This window comes from Dysosmobacter welbionis (genome assembly GCF_005121165.3).
Lineage (GTDB): Bacteria > Bacillota > Clostridia > Oscillospirales > Oscillospiraceae > Oscillibacter > Oscillibacter welbionis.
Genome location: NZ_CP034413.3, coordinates 2,404,027 through 2,418,900 on the forward strand (window position 1 = coordinate 2,404,027; position 14,874 = coordinate 2,418,900).

Genomic DNA, 14,874 nt, shown 5'->3' on the forward strand with positions numbered 1-14,874 from the left:
GGTAGTCTTTGCTAACCATCCTCATTGTAGCAGTATTCAATTCTTCTTTCCTCTCCAAAACGGCATTTATGCACCGTTTAGAAAAAAGATTTTCGGTATTCCATCGGCGTCTGCCCTATCACCTGCCGGAAAGCTGTTGCAAATTTACTGGGGCTTTCATATCCCACAGCTCCGGCAATTTCCGCAATCCCTTTTTGGGAATCCTGCCGGAGCATTGTGGCAGCAACGTTCATCCGATAACGGCGAAGATAGGAATACATGGAATCTCCGAATATTTCCTTAAAGCAGGTTTTCATCCCCGTCAATGAAATCTGGAATCGTTCAGCTAATTCATCCATCGTGTAATGCTCCTGCAAATTTGCCGTAATAAGATCATGGATCGCTTTGATTTTTTCTACCTGCCCTTTATAGAAATAAGGGCGATCTTCTTTGGAATCAGAAAACTGCAAAGCGTCCAGATATAAAAGCAGCTCCATGGCTTTTACTTTATAGTAGTCACCTTTGATCTGCTGCGGGACAAAGTAAAGCTCTGAAAAAATATGTTCAATTCCTGGCTCATTATGAATCACAAACGGTTTCTTGTCATTGCAATACTTTTTTTGAAGCTCGTACAAATCAACAGAAAATCCGCCAAAAAAGTCTTTCAGCGCCGGCACAGCAATGTCCAGATCAAATCCCAGGGTCATCCCATGATAGTGGCAGAGTGGAAAGCAGAACCGTCCCGAATGGGAACGCCGGTCATCCACACGCATCTCATGCTCTTGCAAATAGCTATACGCATTATTGCCAATCTCGCTTTCGATCCGTCCCTCCCTGCAATGGTCTATATAGAGAAGCGAACTGTCCGTACTACTCTGAAAGTAGGAGGTACATTCTTTCAGGTGCATATCGCTATACATCACAAAAGCGCCATCAAAAATTTTGTGGGCTGTCATGGTTCCCTCGCCGCTCTCGTCAAAAAGCTGCAGGACAACGCAATCCTCAGTTTCAATGACATTTTTAACATTTGAGCCGCAGTTTATTTTACCATCAAACAGTTTGATTTCCGCCGCCTCCTTCCATCATAAAGAAATTAAATAACCGTTCCCGTCCTTCCGTATTCTGGAGGAAATAGCTTTCCTCCAATCTGCCGTTTTCCAGATGGATCACATAATTGCAGCACCTGAGTATAAATTCAGGATCATGGGTCACAATCACAATGGTTTTTCCTGAATCGGCAAGTTCTTTGACTGAATCGGCTACCTGCCTCATGTGAAAAAGATCAAGGCCGCTGGTAGGTTCGTCAAATAGTATAACCGGACGTTCAGAGGCAATCGCAGAAGCAATCGCCACACGTTGTTTTTGCCCTCCCGAAAGCCCCATGGGATGGCAGGCTTTGTACGGAAGCAAATCCATTTCTGTCAAGATAGCCTCTGCCTTTGCCACATTTTCAGGCGATTCATCCGAATCTTTTCCCGGCATACTTAACAGGACTTCCTCTAAAACGCTCTCTGTAAAAAGCTGATGGTTTACATCCTGCATGACCATATAGCATAGCTTCAGTCGCTGTTTGCTTGAATAGGAAGTACCATCTTTTTGGAGGATACCTTTACATCTTTTTTCCAATCCGCATAAGCAACGGGATAGTGTCGTTTTTCCGGCTCCATTGTGCCCGATGACCGCCGTTACATTTCCGGCAGGAAGCTCTATATTTTCCAGAGAAAGCGTTTCCGGCTGTTTCTTGTATGCGAAATGGAAGTGGTTCAGTTTCCATTTCCCCTGCCCTGAATGTAGACTGGCAGGCTCAATGTCTGCAAACTCACCCAGGCCAAGAGGCCGTAATCCCATTTTAGCTTTTTCCGCCGCCGGAATCAACTGAAATTCCGGCAAAGTATAATCCCCTTGTATTTCCCCGTCGCTTAAATATATGATCCTGTCTGCCAGATCATAAAGATAGTAGAGCCGGTGCTCCGCAATAATAATTGTTTTGCCCTGTGACTTCAATATTTTTAACAGTTTCCGAAAATCAGCGATGGAATAGGCGTCAAGGTTGGAAGATGGCTCGTCCAAAACAAATACATCCGGTTCCACAGCGGCGGCAGATCCACAGGCGATTTTTTGCTTTTCCCCACCGGAAAGGGAGAAAACACTTCTGTCCAGCAGATTTGTAAGGTTCAACTGCTCTGAGACCAGCTTTACCCGCTTTCGGATTTCTGCTTCTTCCAATCCATGGTTTTCACATCCAAAGGCAATTTCGCTGGTCGTATCCACATTAAAAAATTGAGAACGTGGATTCTGAAAAACAGAACCCACTTTTTTTGATATATCAAACAGGGAAAGCCCGCTCATATCTTCTCCATCAAGCATGACAGTGCCTTCCAGCTTTCCATCGTAATAATGAGGAATCAGTCCGTTAAACAGCCGTGTCAGTGTGGTTTTACCGCAGCCCGATGTTCCGCAGAGCAGTACAAAATCCCCGTCGTTAATAGACAGGTCAATATTTCTTAATGTTCCGTGTCCTTTCCTGTCCCCAATGTCAGTTTCATTTGGAGGGTAGGAAAAAGAAACTTTTTTACATTCGATCATAGGCCTACCTCCCTGTAATCATCGTGACAATAGGAATTGCAAAAGCCACCACACATAGCAGCAGGAAAAAAACATCCTGCACATGAAAGCCGATTTCGCAGATGTTTGTCCTCTTGACCGGACCGCCCAATCCTCTTGTCAGGGCTGCTGCATTTAATTCTTCCCCGATCTTGACGGAACACATGATAACAGGGACAAGCCTGTATTCCAGCATTGCACTGGCTTTGCCCCCGCCAAAACGGATTCCTCTCATTTTCATAGCGTCCCCTATGGCATTATATTCTTCTACAACAGTAGGGAAAAATCGGAATATCACGGACATAGGAATGATGATCTGCTCCGGTAAATGCAGCTTCTTCATGGAGGCAACAAACTCGCTGACCGTCGTTGTCCTGACCGTGATGTATCCCATCATAATCCCCGGCACAAACCGCATAAAGAAACCGCAGATTGCAACAACAAGAAAGTTAGGAAGGCCGGACAGGTGGGGGAGCGCCCATAGTTGCAATATATAGCTGCCGCCATATAAAACAAAATAGATAACCGATCCCTTCCACGATTTTTCCGTGAGCAGCAGGATCAATGGAACAGCAGCCAAAATAGGAGCAAACTGTTTAGAAACAGCCCCACCTCCGCCGCTCAAGACAAAGAGGGCAATCGTGACAAGCAATGCCAACTTTGTCCGAGGGTCTAACGACAGGCCGGTTTCCTTTTTTTTGCTTGCTAACAATTCACGGCGCATTATGCAATACCCGCACGCTTAAAGTGCTTTTTGAAAATTTTCTGGCCGATCACACCGCCGATCACGCCGCAAACGAACCCGGCAATCAAAAGAAGGGGGAGCGTATATGCCGAGATATAGCTCATAATGGAATCTGCATACTCTTGTCCATAACCGCTGATTAGCTGCTGATAGTAGCTGTCCCGTGTTGCAACAATGGGGATGTAGTTTCCGATGATCCACATAGAAAAAACACCATGCGATATGATTCCTTTTTTTGCACTCTTATAATCGCCGGATTTCAAAACAAGATCAGCCAGGACACCGAACACGGCACCGGTAATAATGCTCCAATACCCCATGCCGGTCAGCAACATTAAAATACCGCAGATCAGTCCTGTCAGCGATACCATTCCAAACTTCTGGACTTTAGAATAATACAGCATCATTACGATTCCGCCAATCAGCGGAACCAGCACGATCAGAAGCGGAAGAAAAATAGGGATAAATCCCAGCATGGCAATCGCCATCATCACCACAAAATAGATCGCAGTGAAGATTCCAACATTGATAAGGTCTTTTCCTTGTAGTTTATTCATTATTTGGTCCTCCTGTTTGCTTTTGTGTTAGCACGAACTAACCGCATTTCAGTATAGCAGATATGTCAGTATGTTTCTTCTCCAAAAAGGCATTTTCGCTCCAAATAGACAATTACTTTGCTTTTGCTATCTTTACGGGGAGTGATTGCCTGCGTGTGTGCGTGAGCATAGAACTATTCAACATTGAACAGAGGCGGTTCTTGCATAATTTGAAATGGAAACAGCCAAAATCACCGCTTCAAATTGTAGTATTAGTAGAGGGAGAAATAGAAGGTAGGGTTTCGATAGCAAGCACAGCAAGCGAGTACCCGCTTGCGATTTTTCGGATTTTCAGGTCCCTTGCCCGAAAATGAAAAATGTTTGTTGGGATAATCTCAAACTCTTATGAAGAATGGAGGCAGCGCATGGCGAACCGAAAACGGAATATCCAGATGAATTTTTATGTCACAGAGAATAAAAAACGGCTCATAGATGAGCGGATAAAACTGATAGCCTCCCTACCGCATTCTATATCATTCTCGTTTGGCAACGAACTAAAAGCTGAAATCTGCAATTCATCCTCATAGTTCAATTAGTAGCCGGAAACGCCATAATCATGGAGCAACCATGTTATCAAAAAGGAATCGGCATAATCAGTCCTGTTCTCAAGCACAATAAGGTTATTCCTTTGTGCAAATCGGAACGATAAAATATATTTGAGGTGAACGATTATGCCGATTGATGATTTAACTGCTTTAGGGCAAAAAATGCGGGAAGCCAGAAAGAATAAAGAACTGACACAACAGGAACTTTCCGATCTAAGCCATGTTTCTGTAAAGCAAATTGCCAATATCGAAAAAGGGAAAATGAACCCGTCCTATTTGATTTTGAGAGCATTGGCAAAAGTCCTGCACATCTCTTTAGATACGCTTATAAATCCAGATATTTCTCTGGAGGATGAGGGTGTCAATCAGATGAAAATGCTTTATTCCAGCTGTCCGCCAGAAATGCGTGACACCCTGTTGCATCACACCCAGGAAACGATGAAAGAGCTAACAGAGTTGTCCGAGAAATTTGAAATGAATTGAGCCAGTGAGTGAAGTTTAACGATTTTCTCACTGGTTCTTTTTATTTCCAGAGAAAAGAGGCAAGCAATGCCGGTGTTAATACACACCGACCTGCAGAGAAGAAAATCCCTTTGTGATTTTCCTCTCCGCTTGCTTGTTGAGGGCAGCACCCCCAAGCCCCTTTGAACACAGAATTTCATTCTGTGGCTGCGCGTTCTGCGAACGCTTTTGACCAGGACCAGCTTACCGCTGGCCGTGGTCTTTTTCTTTTTCAACATCCTGTTCTACCTCCATTTTCAGGACCCGATCCACATTGGCCTTTGCCGTTAAAAGCTCCCGCATTTCTTCACGGGAACGCCGGTACTCGGCATAGGTCTTTTTCTTTTCTTCCAGCAATTTCGCATACTCTGTCTGCAACTCTTTGACCTTTGGCAGCTTCTTGACGCCCATCTCATCAAAGGCATTCTTAGCAGCTTGGTGGAGCAGAATTTCTTCCTCATGTTCTTCCCTGAATTTCTTAGAGTAACCCGCCTTGCGGTATGCCACATAGACCTCACGGGTTTTGGCATAATTTACGATGTGAGTACGCAGAACAGCGATCTCTGCCATGCGCTTTTCAGCCGCTTTGATCTGCGCCGAAAGTTCATTGTGATGTGCCGTGGCAGCCGCAGCCTTTTCTTCCAAAACCGCATACTCCAGCAGGTTATGCTCTGACAGGTAATTCATGGTCTGCGCCATCTGTTTGAGGTTGAACACCTTAGCCCATCGAGCATAGCCAGCGCCTTTTCCAGCCTGCAATTTTGCCTGAATGTCCACCAGCAGATTGACCTTCGGCGGCACTGCCTGTGTGACCGTTTTCTTTCGTGGGGTATGCGTTTTCTTCCCAGAAAGAACTGCCTGTAAATCTTCCAATCCATATCCTTCGCCCAGGCTGTCCATACGGGCTGCTTTCTCCCAACCGGGGAGCTTCAGACGATACGATTTTCCACGCTTTGATACCTCACAGCCGGACTCTTGCAGCAGCTTCAGCAGCTCCTCAAAATTAGCAGGACTTTGTGATAATGCGTTGTCAATCGCCACACGCAGCAGCTCTCGATGAGAGGGCTTTGCCTGATCTCCCAGCCACTTGTTATAGCTTTTTCCGTGAGGTTTCGGATTCTCTACAATGGACAGTCCGTTTTCAATGCAGATTGTATCACTTAACCGGCGAACCGCCTTGGTGCTGCCCCAAAAGTTTCGGAATTTCCGGTCATATTCTAAGCTGACCGATGACCAGATAATGTGATTATGAATGTGCGACTTGTCTATGTGAGTGCAGACCACAAAGGCATGTTTGCCTTTAGTAAAACGCTTTGCAAATTCTACGCCCAGCCGGTTTGCTTCTTCCGGGGTAATCTCACCAGGGCGGAAGGACTGGCGCACATGATAGGCTATCACATCATCTGCGCCGCGCACCCGTCCGGTAGCGGCAATGTACTGCCGCTTTGCCAGAAGGAATTCTGCATCCGCAGTCCGGCTGTCGCACGCATAACTGGTAATAAGTTTGCCGTTATCTGTTTTCTGTGGATTTGCTACATAGTCGATGATGTCACTGATCGCCCGACTCTCTGTGCGGCCTTTGCCGACATGAAGCGGCATGATTCTTGTAGTTGCCATAAAAAGCCCTCCTCGTATAATAAGTTTCAAAGTTAATAGTTTCAGGTATCAGCAGGCTTTGAGGTGCCCGTGATACAATAGCTGTAGGACAGCAGGGTCAAGTTCTGAGTCCTCCGGTTGAGCCGTAAGGCTACTTCACTGAAAGTCTGTTCCCCTGAACCGGAAGTTAGCTGCAAACTCATTGGCTGTTTGCCTGGGACAAGACCGCCCTTTCAGCAGTGAGGGCTATCGCATTGGTCTGCCCAGGAATGATTCTGATAAGCGAGGGTGCCAGATGCTCCGGTTATCATGGGTATCTCAAAGCCTGCTGGCCTGAAATCTCCATGCGGGGAGGTGAAAATTGTGAATCCACTATTCGTTGGCATTGATGTGAGCAGCAAGAACAATGTGGCCTACCTGATGAAACCGGACGGCAGCAAACACTCCAGCTTCTCCGTGCAGAATAACCTTGGCGGTGCTAAACTGTTATCAGAGAGAATCGTATCGGCACTTGGCTCCATGCAGCTTGAGCGTGTGGTGATTGGCCTGGAGGCCACCTCCATCTACGGGGACAGCCTAGTCTATGCTCTTCGTGAGGATGGCCGCTTGGGGCGGTTTCAGAGGAAAATCCATGTTCTAAATCCAAAGCAGGTGCGGAAATTCAAGGAAGCCTATTCTGACCTGCCAAAGAACGACTGGGTGGACGCCTTTGTGATTGCCGACCATCTCCGTTTCGGCAGAATCAACAGGGAGGTCTACATGGACGATTACCGCTACAAAGCCCTGCAAACCCTTACCAGAGCCAGATTTGATGTCATCCAAAACTTGACCCGGGAGAAGCAGCGGTTCGCCAACTACTTATTCCTCAAATGCTCCGGCATGGCCCAGGACAAAGACATTCAGAACACCAGCGCCACCACCATCGCACTCATGGAACACTTTGAAACCGTGGATGACTTGGCGAATGCCGACCTGGAGGAACTGACTGCCTTTATTACTGAAACAGGCCGTGGCAAATTTGCTGACCCGGATGCTACCGCCAAGGCAGTTCGGGCTGCAGCCAAAGGCTCCTATCGGCTGCCCAAAACAGTAAACGACACTGTAAACCAAGCAATGGCTGTTTCTATTGCCTCCATGCGCGCCTTGAAAGGGCAGGTCAAAGTATTAGATAAGGCCATTGAACAGCAGTTTGAAATCATTCCGAACACTTTGACCTCCATCCCCGGTATTGGCAAGGTCTACTCCGCCGGTATCATTGCTGAGATTGGTGATATCCACCGTTTTGATTCCCAAGCCTCGGTTGCCAAATACGCCGGCCTTGTCTGGAACAGGAGCCAGTCTGGCGACTTCGAGGCCGAACACTCCAGAATGATTAAATCCGGCAACCGCTATCTCCGCTACTACCTGCTGGAAGCCGCCAACTCCGTGAGAAGATGCGACTCCGAGTTCCGGCGTTACTATGACCTCAAATTCAAAGAGGTCAACAAGTACCAGCATAAACGCGCACTCGCTTTAACTGCCAGAAAACTGGTCCGGTTGGTCTTTCGGCTGCTAAAGGACAACCGCCTGTATATCCCGCCGGAGGGCTGAGAGCGCAGCTTGCCACTCTGACTCATAGGCCCTGTTTCAAAATTTCTCAGGGACAGGGCTTTGGTTGGTGTTGCCTTTTTGCTGTCTACACAGTGCTTTTTACTCTGTTTCGCTTAAAATTTTCTTGCATCACCTACTTGACTTCATACCATTGGACTTTCAAAATATTTTCTCTGAACTCTTTGTGCCTATCGTTGAAATAAACTCTCCTTATGGGTATAATATAAAGAAACTACCAATACCTCAAAGGAGGGATTTTATGATAGAACAGCTCATTGCTGAAGCAACCGAATGTGATTTCAAAGTTGCTCTCGAAACAAAAAAGCCAAAAAGCTGGTTAAAAAGTGTCAGTGCCTTTTCCAATGGGATCGGCGGCACTCTGTTTTTCGGAGTCTCTGATGACCGGGAGCCTATCGGCTTGTCAGATGTTCAAAAGGATGCTGAAGCGATCAGCCGCTTAATCAAAGAACGAATCACACCATTACCTCAGTTCATCTTAAAACCATTACAGGAAGATGGTAAAAATCTATTAGCTCTGGAGGTTTCTCCCGGCCGCAGCACCCCATATTATTACAAGGCAGACGGCGTGATGGAAGCATATATCCGTGTTGGAAATGAAAGCGTAATTGCCCCTGATTACATTGTGAATGAACTGATCTTAAAGGGAACCAATCAGTCCTTTGATACCCTAACAACAGACGCGGTAAAAAAGGATTACAGCTTTACACTTCTGGAAGCAACCTATCTGGAACGGACCGGTCTCCGCTTTGAGCCATCCGATTATGTTTCCTTCGGTTTGACTGATAAAAATGGACTCCTGACCAATGCCGGAAAACTCATGACCGATCAGCACACGGTTTATAACTCCCGTATGTTCTGTACCCGGTGGAATGGCTTGGAAAAAGGCTCTATCTTTGATGATGCGCTGGACGATAAAGAATACGAGGGAAATTTGATTTATTTACTGAACAGCGGCAGTGAATTTATTCGCAATAATTCCAAAGTCCGTTTTGTCAAAAAGGCACAGTATCGTGTAGACAAGCCGGATTATGCTGAACGAGCTGTGACAGAGACTCTTGTTAATGCGCTTATCCATCGTGATTATATTGTGCTTGGCAGCGAAATCCATATTGATATGTTTGATGATCGGGTGGAAATCACATCTCCGGGCGGTATGTTTGGCGGCGGCTCAATTCAGGAATACGATATTTACAGTATCCGTTCCATGCGACGAAACCCTGTGATTGCTGACCTGTTCCACCGCATGAAGTACATGGAACGCCGTGGAAGTGGCCTACGCAAAATCGTCAGTGAAACTGAAAAGCTGCCTGGATACACAGCGGCATATAAGCCTGAATTTTCCTCAACAGCAACAGATTTCAGAGTTATTTTGAAAAATGTGAATTACCATCTTAGTCAGAAAGACTTAGTCAGTGACCAAGATTGTGACCAAGTTAGTGATCAAGATAAATCACAGGACATCCTACACGCAGTCTTGGATTTTTGTATAACAGAAAAAAGCAAACAAGAAATTTGCTCGTTTATTGGTTATCGAAATCTCACTTATTTTACAAGAAAATATTTGAATCCTCTACTGGCAAGTGGCCAGCTTAAAATGACTATTCCAGATAAGCCAAACAGTCGAAAACAAAAATATATTACAGTTCGTTCCGAATAAACAGAGAAGCAGGGCATTGGGTCTCATCTCCCATTGTCCTGCTACTTTTCATTCTAAATTATATTCACATCATTTACCCATACACCCAATCCTGGATTGCAAATTTCAAACTCTGTACCTTGCCCAGCAGCCAGATCGCAGCCAGCGGCAGCCCCATCGGGCTAATCAAAAAAGCTATAACCAGCAAAATCACACCATTCTGCGGGGAATAGGTAATAAGCACAGCCACGCCAAGCAGAGCAATTACCGTGCTGAGCAGACCAAGCACCAGACCGGATATGTAGATCAGCCCCATGCAGAGCCAGACAAAAAGCGTCAACACCAAAATGACCGGTGCAGTTACAATCATCAGCAGGCATTTCAAAATCTTCATTCCAGTTCTCCCCTCCAACGCTCCAGATACCGTTTGCACAGGACATCCGCTTCTCTCTCATCATCTTCCGTCAACTCCCGTCTGCCTTTGGTCAGTTCAATCTCCACATAAGTCCGGTAATCATCAGCTAAGAGATTGAACAGTTCCTTGGGAGTATGGCACACCTCGCCAGAGCAATAGTGAAAATCCTGGTCAAATTCAACCCTTACACATCCATGGCGGCTGATATAAACTTCGATGGTCTCGTCTGCGGTCAGGTAATCCGCAAAAATCTCCAACACTTTTTCAAAGGTCAGCATCTGTTTTCACTCCTTTGCTTCACTTTTTATTCTACTCATATTATCCGGTACGGACAGTCAAAAAACAAGGATACCGCCAAAAAGAAAAAGCGGAGGAAGGTGCGGCGAAGAAACGCCGTTCCTCCCTCCGCAAATGGAGTATCTATCCCTGTTATGAAAGTTTAGAAAGCTGAGTAAGGATTTGACTCACACCCTCCCATAGCTGTTCCTGCCGCTGGGATATATCCTCCAAGTCAGCATCATAAACCCGCCCGGTCTCATGCACTTTGCGGGTCAGCTGATTTAAGTTGTTGCTGCTTCGGCGCATCAGGGAAACCAACTCCTTCAGCTCCGGCAGATCCAGTTTGACCACATACCCATCCAGTGCCATTTTCCGCAGATAGGCACTCAGATTTTCTGTTCCGTATTGCTGCATCTTTTGATGGATCAACTCCAGTTCCTCTGCTGACACCCAAAACAAAACCGGCACATCCCGCTTGCGCTTTGCCATGGTTATCGCTCCAGCTCCCGTTTTTTCGGGGCGGCAGACTTATGGGCGGGCAGCTCTTGTTTGAGCTTATCCCGTACTGAGGGACGGGACGGTTCCAGTTTTTCTCTCTGGGTACGGCTGCGCTGCTGTTCTTCACGCACCAGATCAATAAAACCATCCAGCACAGCAGGGTGGCTGTTTAAGGCATAACCACAACGGACGGTTTCGGGATTATCATTAGGAATGGTCTTGGCCCATTCTTTGTTGCGTCGGGAGTAGCGCCCATCCCAGTCCTGAAGCTGGACCGTGTTAGACAGAACCATAGATACACGCTCCATGCCATAGGTCTCGATCACACCCTTTGCCGCATCGTGGCTGAGATACATTCCGTCGAAGTGTTCCCGCACCGCCGCTTCAATGGACTCCTTGCATTGGAGATTTACATTGTTGGAAGCTCGGTACTGCTCCAGCTCCCCATGTTCTCTCGCATAGGCAGCAGAATGCGGATAGACCGGTGTTGTTCGCAGTTCCTCTTTAGCTCTGCACACATCGTCGGCACGGTTCTCAATGCTGTCCCGGATCACATCCATATAGCCGGTCTCCAGCTTTTCAAAATAACGGTACACATCCGCCAGCGGCGAGGGAGATTCCAAAAGCGCCTGGGCCTGTGCGTCGGTCAGCTCCAGCTCCTCCATTGCCATCACGATGTCCTCCCGGATGGTGTACTCATAGGCATGGTTTAAGACTTCTTCCGGGGGCTGGCTTTTCAGCCAGTCCCGGAACTTGTCCTGTTCGGCAGCCATCTTTTCATAAAGAGCTGTATTCAGATCGTTAGTATTCATGTTATCGCACCTCCTCATGCTGCTTTGGTTTCTTGTCTGTACTGCGGGGTTGCACCGGGCGTTTTAGGTTATCCAGCACCGAAGGCCGTGTGCTTTTGGCAACAACAGACTCGGTGTGTGCCTGCCCCTTTCCGTCGATGTTGAGCAGGGTATCCAGCTCCACCAGACGGGCGTTTTTGCTTCTCAGTTCTTCTTCATAAAGGAATGGCTTTCCGACTTCCTCCTTTGCGGCAGCCTGCTGCTGATAGAGGTTATCCAGCTGGGCCTTTGCCGCCTCCAGACGCTGGGGCATCTGGGCGAGGGCATTGTCGATACGGGTAAGATTTCCGCGAGGGTCTGTACCAAGGGTTGCCCGGTGGGTCATCTGTCCTTTCAGCAGGAGCGTATACTCCTGTTTCCAAGCGGAAAATTCCACGGACATGGCATAACCCCGGTAGTTGCCGATCTGCACCGGATCGGAGGTTTTGACCTCCTTGCAGGCATCCAAAAGGGCTGCACCGGCGTTCTCCTTATCGGTCAGCAGGTCTCCACGAATCTCCATACCAGCAAAACCGTCCTCCGGGTGCGGGTGAGCTGCCAAAACCTCCAGATCGGATTCAAAGCCCTTGATAAAACCTTTGTGCTTTTCAATCTCCTCCGGGAAGTATTTGAGCAGCTGGTCCTCCAGACGATATTGCTTGCTCTGGTGGTCGGCTTTCATCAGTTTCAGGCGGGATACCTCCACATCCAAATCCATACGCTCCTTGATACGGGGGTCTCCAGCACACAAAGCCTTGATCTCGGCAAAGGAAAGCGCCGTTTCATCCACATCATCGCAGGAGCGCACCGGCGATTTAGAAGTCATGATCTGGGAAATGAATTTCTGCTTATTCTCCACCGTCTGCCAGAGGTATGCGTCAAAGGTTCCTTCGGTCACATAGCGGTACACATGGACAAGAGGATTCTGGTTGCCCTGGCGCTCGATACGGCCCTTGCGCTGGGCAAGGTCTCCCGGTCTCCACGATAGCGATAGGTAAGGTCTGAGCGGTGCGCCAGCACCGCTTTCCACCTTTTCCCCCGCTTCACACCGTGCATGCGAGTTTCCCCGCACACGGCGTTCCATCATTACAAAAGAATCATTAGAATAGTAAGAATTTCAAAGCTAAGAAACTGTATTAAATCTCAGGCTGTCCTGTCAGAACTCGCAGGGCGTTCAGTTTTGCTAATGCCTTTTTATCAAGTTGGAAAAGGTTCAAGTACACGACAATGGTATTTGGGTCTGTAGCATGAATCAGTCGGTGAATATCCCGGTGGACAATTACCAGATTCATATACTTGTCTGTGCCGCCCCTGCACAATGGCTGTTTGTGGTGACAATGTATTTCATCAAGCCAAAGCTCTTTTCCAGTCACAGCGCAACGCCCGTATTGTGCGGCATAAAGGGAAATCCTGTTGTCCATGTACTCAACACTTCGTCGTGGCTCTTTTATGCGCATCAGCGCAAGCATAATCGAAGTGTTGATGCCAAGGTTCTTGTGAATTTCCGCTCTACCCTCCGGTGTGTATTTACAAACCTTTTTCTTCTTGAACAATGGGGTTTTGGTCTGAATATATCCGACAGGTGCTACGGTTTTACTGCTGATAAAGCGAATTTGTTTGCTATCACCGTAATTCTTGCGGATATAGACCTCATTGATTTGCCCCTTTTTCGTAAGCCTGCCATAAAGTCTGTTCTTCATCACTGTAGACACTGCCCGGTGTATCTGTTCACAATCCGTTGCAATCATGGTTGCATAGCGGTAGTAGTTGTGAATTCCGAATACCATCGAATTGTACAGAGTAATTTCTCTGGCTTCGTCATCTCGGTCTTGAACATGGGCAATCTGCTTGACCTGCTCAATAAGAGCGGCTGTTTCTTTTGAAATGGCTTTTTCAGTCATATGCGATTTAACCACATACCGTTTCCGCTTCTTGACTGCTTTCATTTCAAATCCAAGAAATTTGGAGTAGTGCCGTTTCAGATTAACGATTTTCGACTTTTCTTCACTGATTTCCAGTTTGAGCCGGTCTTGCAGCCACAGTTTTACAGCAATGAATACTTTTTCTGCATCACTGCGTTTCCGACAAAATAACTTGAAATCGTCTGCATAGCGGACAATATGCACTTCCTTGAGTTTAGTGGTATTTTTGAAAGCACCATAAATCGCCGTTTTATTGATTGTGCCATTTGGCCGTACTTCACAGCTATACTCATATTTGGTGGGCATATTCTCCCATTGGGAGGCAATCCACCAATCAAGTTCATTCAGTACGATATTCGATAGGAGCGGTGAGAGAATGCCTCCTTGTGGCGTTCCTTTTACTGGATGCTCAACCGTTCCGTCTGGCATAATAATCGGTGCTTTTAACATCTCTCGGATGATGCACAATAGCTTTTTATCCCGTATACCCATATGCCAAATCTGCTGTATCAATTTTGTGTGGTTGACATTATCAAAGAAACCCTTGATGTCTACATCGACCACAAAATATAACTTTTGCAGATTTATCATCTTGTAGCACTGTGCAATCGCATTCTCGGCTGACCGGTTTGGGCGAAAGCCATTGCTCCGCTCATAAAATTTAGCTTCGCAAATTGGTTCCATTACCTGCAAAATACATTGCTGAACCAACCTACCCACGATTGTCGGGATTCCAAGAGGACGCATTTTGCCATTGGGCTTTGGGATTTCTACCCGCTTGACAGGCTTTGGCTTATAGTACATTAGCTTTCTCTGCACGATACGGACATACTGCTCTACAGGAAGTTTTTCAATATCCCTGATAGTTTGCTTGTCTGTACCGGCTGTATAGCTGCCACCATTCCGCTTTATATTTCGGTATGCCAGCCGGATATTTTCTTCGCTGCTGATTATGTCCATCAGCTTTGTAAAGATTTTACCTTGCTGGCTTTCCGCATACAGTCGGTCAAATACTGGCTGCAAATCGTAGTATTCTGAGTGCCTTAGTTTCTTTTGCTTTGTCATAGGCAACACCCCCTCTGGGCTGTTTTTCTTTGTCATACTCGAAGCTATGAAT

At 46.8% G+C, this 14,874-nt stretch carries 13 protein-coding genes and 1 pseudogene; 3 read left to right on the top strand and 11 right to left on the bottom strand.

The genetic code is table 11. The features are described from left to right. Positions 1 to 77: 77 nt before the first annotated feature. From EIO64_RS12665 to EIO64_RS12680, 4 genes are all read right to left on the bottom strand, one after another. Positions 78 to 935 carry an AraC family transcriptional regulator gene (locus EIO64_RS12665; protein ID WP_181446410.1) on the bottom strand — a complete coding sequence of 286 codons (858 nt, stop codon included), beginning with the start codon at positions 933 to 935 and terminating at the stop codon, positions 78 to 80. Between the two features lie 94 nt (positions 936 to 1,029). Next, the gene (locus EIO64_RS12670; protein WP_118083537.1) at positions 1,030 to 2,565 is read right to left on the bottom strand and encodes an ABC transporter ATP-binding protein; all 1,536 of its coding nucleotides are present in this window, start codon (positions 2,563 to 2,565) and stop codon (positions 1,030 to 1,032) included. A 4-nt stretch (positions 2,566 to 2,569) separates the two neighbouring features. Continuing rightward, on the bottom strand, positions 2,570 to 3,307 hold the full coding sequence (locus EIO64_RS12675) for an energy-coupling factor transporter transmembrane component T (RefSeq protein ID WP_118083538.1): 738 nt from the start codon (positions 3,305 to 3,307) through the stop codon (positions 2,570 to 2,572). Beyond that, positions 3,307 to 3,885 (bottom strand): MptD family putative ECF transporter S component, encoded by a 579-nt coding sequence (locus EIO64_RS12680; RefSeq protein WP_008728410.1) that lies wholly within the window; start codon positions 3,883 to 3,885, stop codon positions 3,307 to 3,309. Before EIO64_RS12680 ends, EIO64_RS12675 begins: the two co-directional genes overlap by 1 nt. Before the next feature lie 710 nt (positions 3,886 to 4,595). Here EIO64_RS12680 and EIO64_RS12685 point away from each other — a divergent pair. Further along, positions 4,596 to 4,952: a helix-turn-helix domain-containing protein gene (locus EIO64_RS12685; RefSeq protein WP_118083539.1), complete on the top strand. Its 357-nt coding sequence runs from the start codon at positions 4,596 to 4,598 to the stop codon at positions 4,950 to 4,952. Positions 4,953 to 5,174: 222 nt separating this feature from the next. Here EIO64_RS12685 and EIO64_RS12690 read toward each other — a convergent pair whose 3' ends face one another. Continuing rightward, positions 5,175 to 6,587, bottom strand: coding sequence for a relaxase/mobilization nuclease domain-containing protein (locus EIO64_RS12690; RefSeq protein ID WP_136891450.1), 1,413 nt, complete (start codon positions 6,585 to 6,587; stop codon positions 5,175 to 5,177). A 288-nt stretch (positions 6,588 to 6,875) separates the two neighbouring features. Between EIO64_RS12690 and EIO64_RS12695 the strand changes: the two genes are divergently transcribed. Then, positions 6,876 to 8,156, top strand: a complete 1,281-nt coding sequence (locus EIO64_RS12695) for an IS110 family RNA-guided transposase (RefSeq protein WP_021632196.1) — start codon at positions 6,876 to 6,878, stop codon at positions 8,154 to 8,156. A 259-nt stretch (positions 8,157 to 8,415) separates the two neighbouring features. Next, positions 8,416 to 9,834, top strand: coding sequence for an ATP-binding protein (locus EIO64_RS12700; RefSeq protein WP_118083542.1), 1,419 nt, complete (start codon positions 8,416 to 8,418; stop codon positions 9,832 to 9,834). A gap of 73 nt (positions 9,835 to 9,907) precedes the next feature. Here the strand turns inward: EIO64_RS12700 and EIO64_RS12705 are convergent, their stop codons facing one another. From EIO64_RS12705 to ltrA, 6 genes and pseudogenes are all read right to left on the bottom strand, one after another. Further along, a complete protein-coding gene (locus EIO64_RS12705) occupies positions 9,908 to 10,207 on the bottom strand; it encodes a CD1845 family protein (protein WP_024739077.1) in 300 nt (99 codons plus the stop codon). Continuing rightward, positions 10,204 to 10,506, bottom strand: coding sequence for a hypothetical protein (locus EIO64_RS12710; RefSeq protein WP_118083543.1), 303 nt, complete (start codon positions 10,504 to 10,506; stop codon positions 10,204 to 10,206). Before EIO64_RS12710 ends, EIO64_RS12705 begins: the two co-directional genes overlap by 4 nt. A 151-nt stretch (positions 10,507 to 10,657) precedes the next feature. After that, positions 10,658 to 11,002: a plasmid mobilization protein gene (locus tag EIO64_RS12715; protein ID WP_429835893.1), complete on the bottom strand. Its 345-nt coding sequence runs from the start codon at positions 11,000 to 11,002 to the stop codon at positions 10,658 to 10,660. Then, positions 10,999 to 11,817, bottom strand: a complete 819-nt coding sequence (locus EIO64_RS12720) for a DUF3848 domain-containing protein (protein WP_118083544.1) — start codon at positions 11,815 to 11,817, stop codon at positions 10,999 to 11,001. The genes EIO64_RS12715 and EIO64_RS12720 overlap by 4 nt, the downstream gene beginning before the upstream one ends. Before the next feature lies 1 nt (position 11,818). Further along, positions 11,819 to 12,823, bottom strand: a pseudogene (locus EIO64_RS12725) (SNF2-related protein); the annotation flags it as partial. A 148-nt stretch (positions 12,824 to 12,971) separates the two neighbouring features. Then, positions 12,972 to 14,822, bottom strand: a complete 1,851-nt coding sequence (gene ltrA / locus EIO64_RS12730) for a group II intron reverse transcriptase/maturase (RefSeq protein WP_136891451.1) — start codon at positions 14,820 to 14,822, stop codon at positions 12,972 to 12,974. Positions 14,823 to 14,874 lie beyond the last annotated feature (52 nt).

Excerpts from the sequence above, each read along its gene's own strand:
- EIO64_RS12690 (WP_136891450.1), bottom strand. The coding sequence starts at position 6,587 with ATGGCAACTACAAGAATCATGCCGCTTCATGTCGGCAAAGGCCGCACA.
- EIO64_RS12685 (WP_118083539.1), top strand. The coding sequence starts at position 4,596 with ATGCCGATTGATGATTTAACTGCTTTAGGGCAAAAAATGCGGGAAGCC.
- EIO64_RS12695 (WP_021632196.1), top strand. The coding sequence starts at position 6,876 with ATGGGTATCTCAAAGCCTGCTGGCCTGAAATCTCCATGCGGGGAGGTG.
- EIO64_RS12700 (WP_118083542.1), top strand. The coding sequence starts at position 8,416 with ATGATAGAACAGCTCATTGCTGAAGCAACCGAATGTGATTTCAAAGTT.
- EIO64_RS12665 (WP_181446410.1), bottom strand. The coding sequence starts at position 935 with ATGACAGCCCACAAAATTTTTGATGGCGCTTTTGTGATGTATAGCGAT.
- EIO64_RS12720 (WP_118083544.1), bottom strand. The coding sequence starts at position 11,817 with ATGAATACTAACGATCTGAATACAGCTCTTTATGAAAAGATGGCTGCC.
- EIO64_RS12705 (WP_024739077.1), bottom strand. The coding sequence starts at position 10,207 with ATGAAGATTTTGAAATGCCTGCTGATGATTGTAACTGCACCGGTCATT.
- EIO64_RS12680 (WP_008728410.1), bottom strand. The coding sequence starts at position 3,885 with ATGAATAAACTACAAGGAAAAGACCTTATCAATGTTGGAATCTTCACT.
- ltrA (WP_136891451.1), bottom strand. The coding sequence starts at position 14,822 with ATGACAAAGCAAAAGAAACTAAGGCACTCAGAATACTACGATTTGCAG.
- EIO64_RS12670 (WP_118083537.1), bottom strand. The coding sequence starts at position 2,565 with ATGATCGAATGTAAAAAAGTTTCTTTTTCCTACCCTCCAAATGAAACT.
- EIO64_RS12675 (WP_118083538.1), bottom strand. The coding sequence starts at position 3,307 with ATGCGCCGTGAATTGTTAGCAAGCAAAAAAAAGGAAACCGGCCTGTCG.
- EIO64_RS12710 (WP_118083543.1), bottom strand. The coding sequence starts at position 10,506 with ATGCTGACCTTTGAAAAAGTGTTGGAGATTTTTGCGGATTACCTGACC.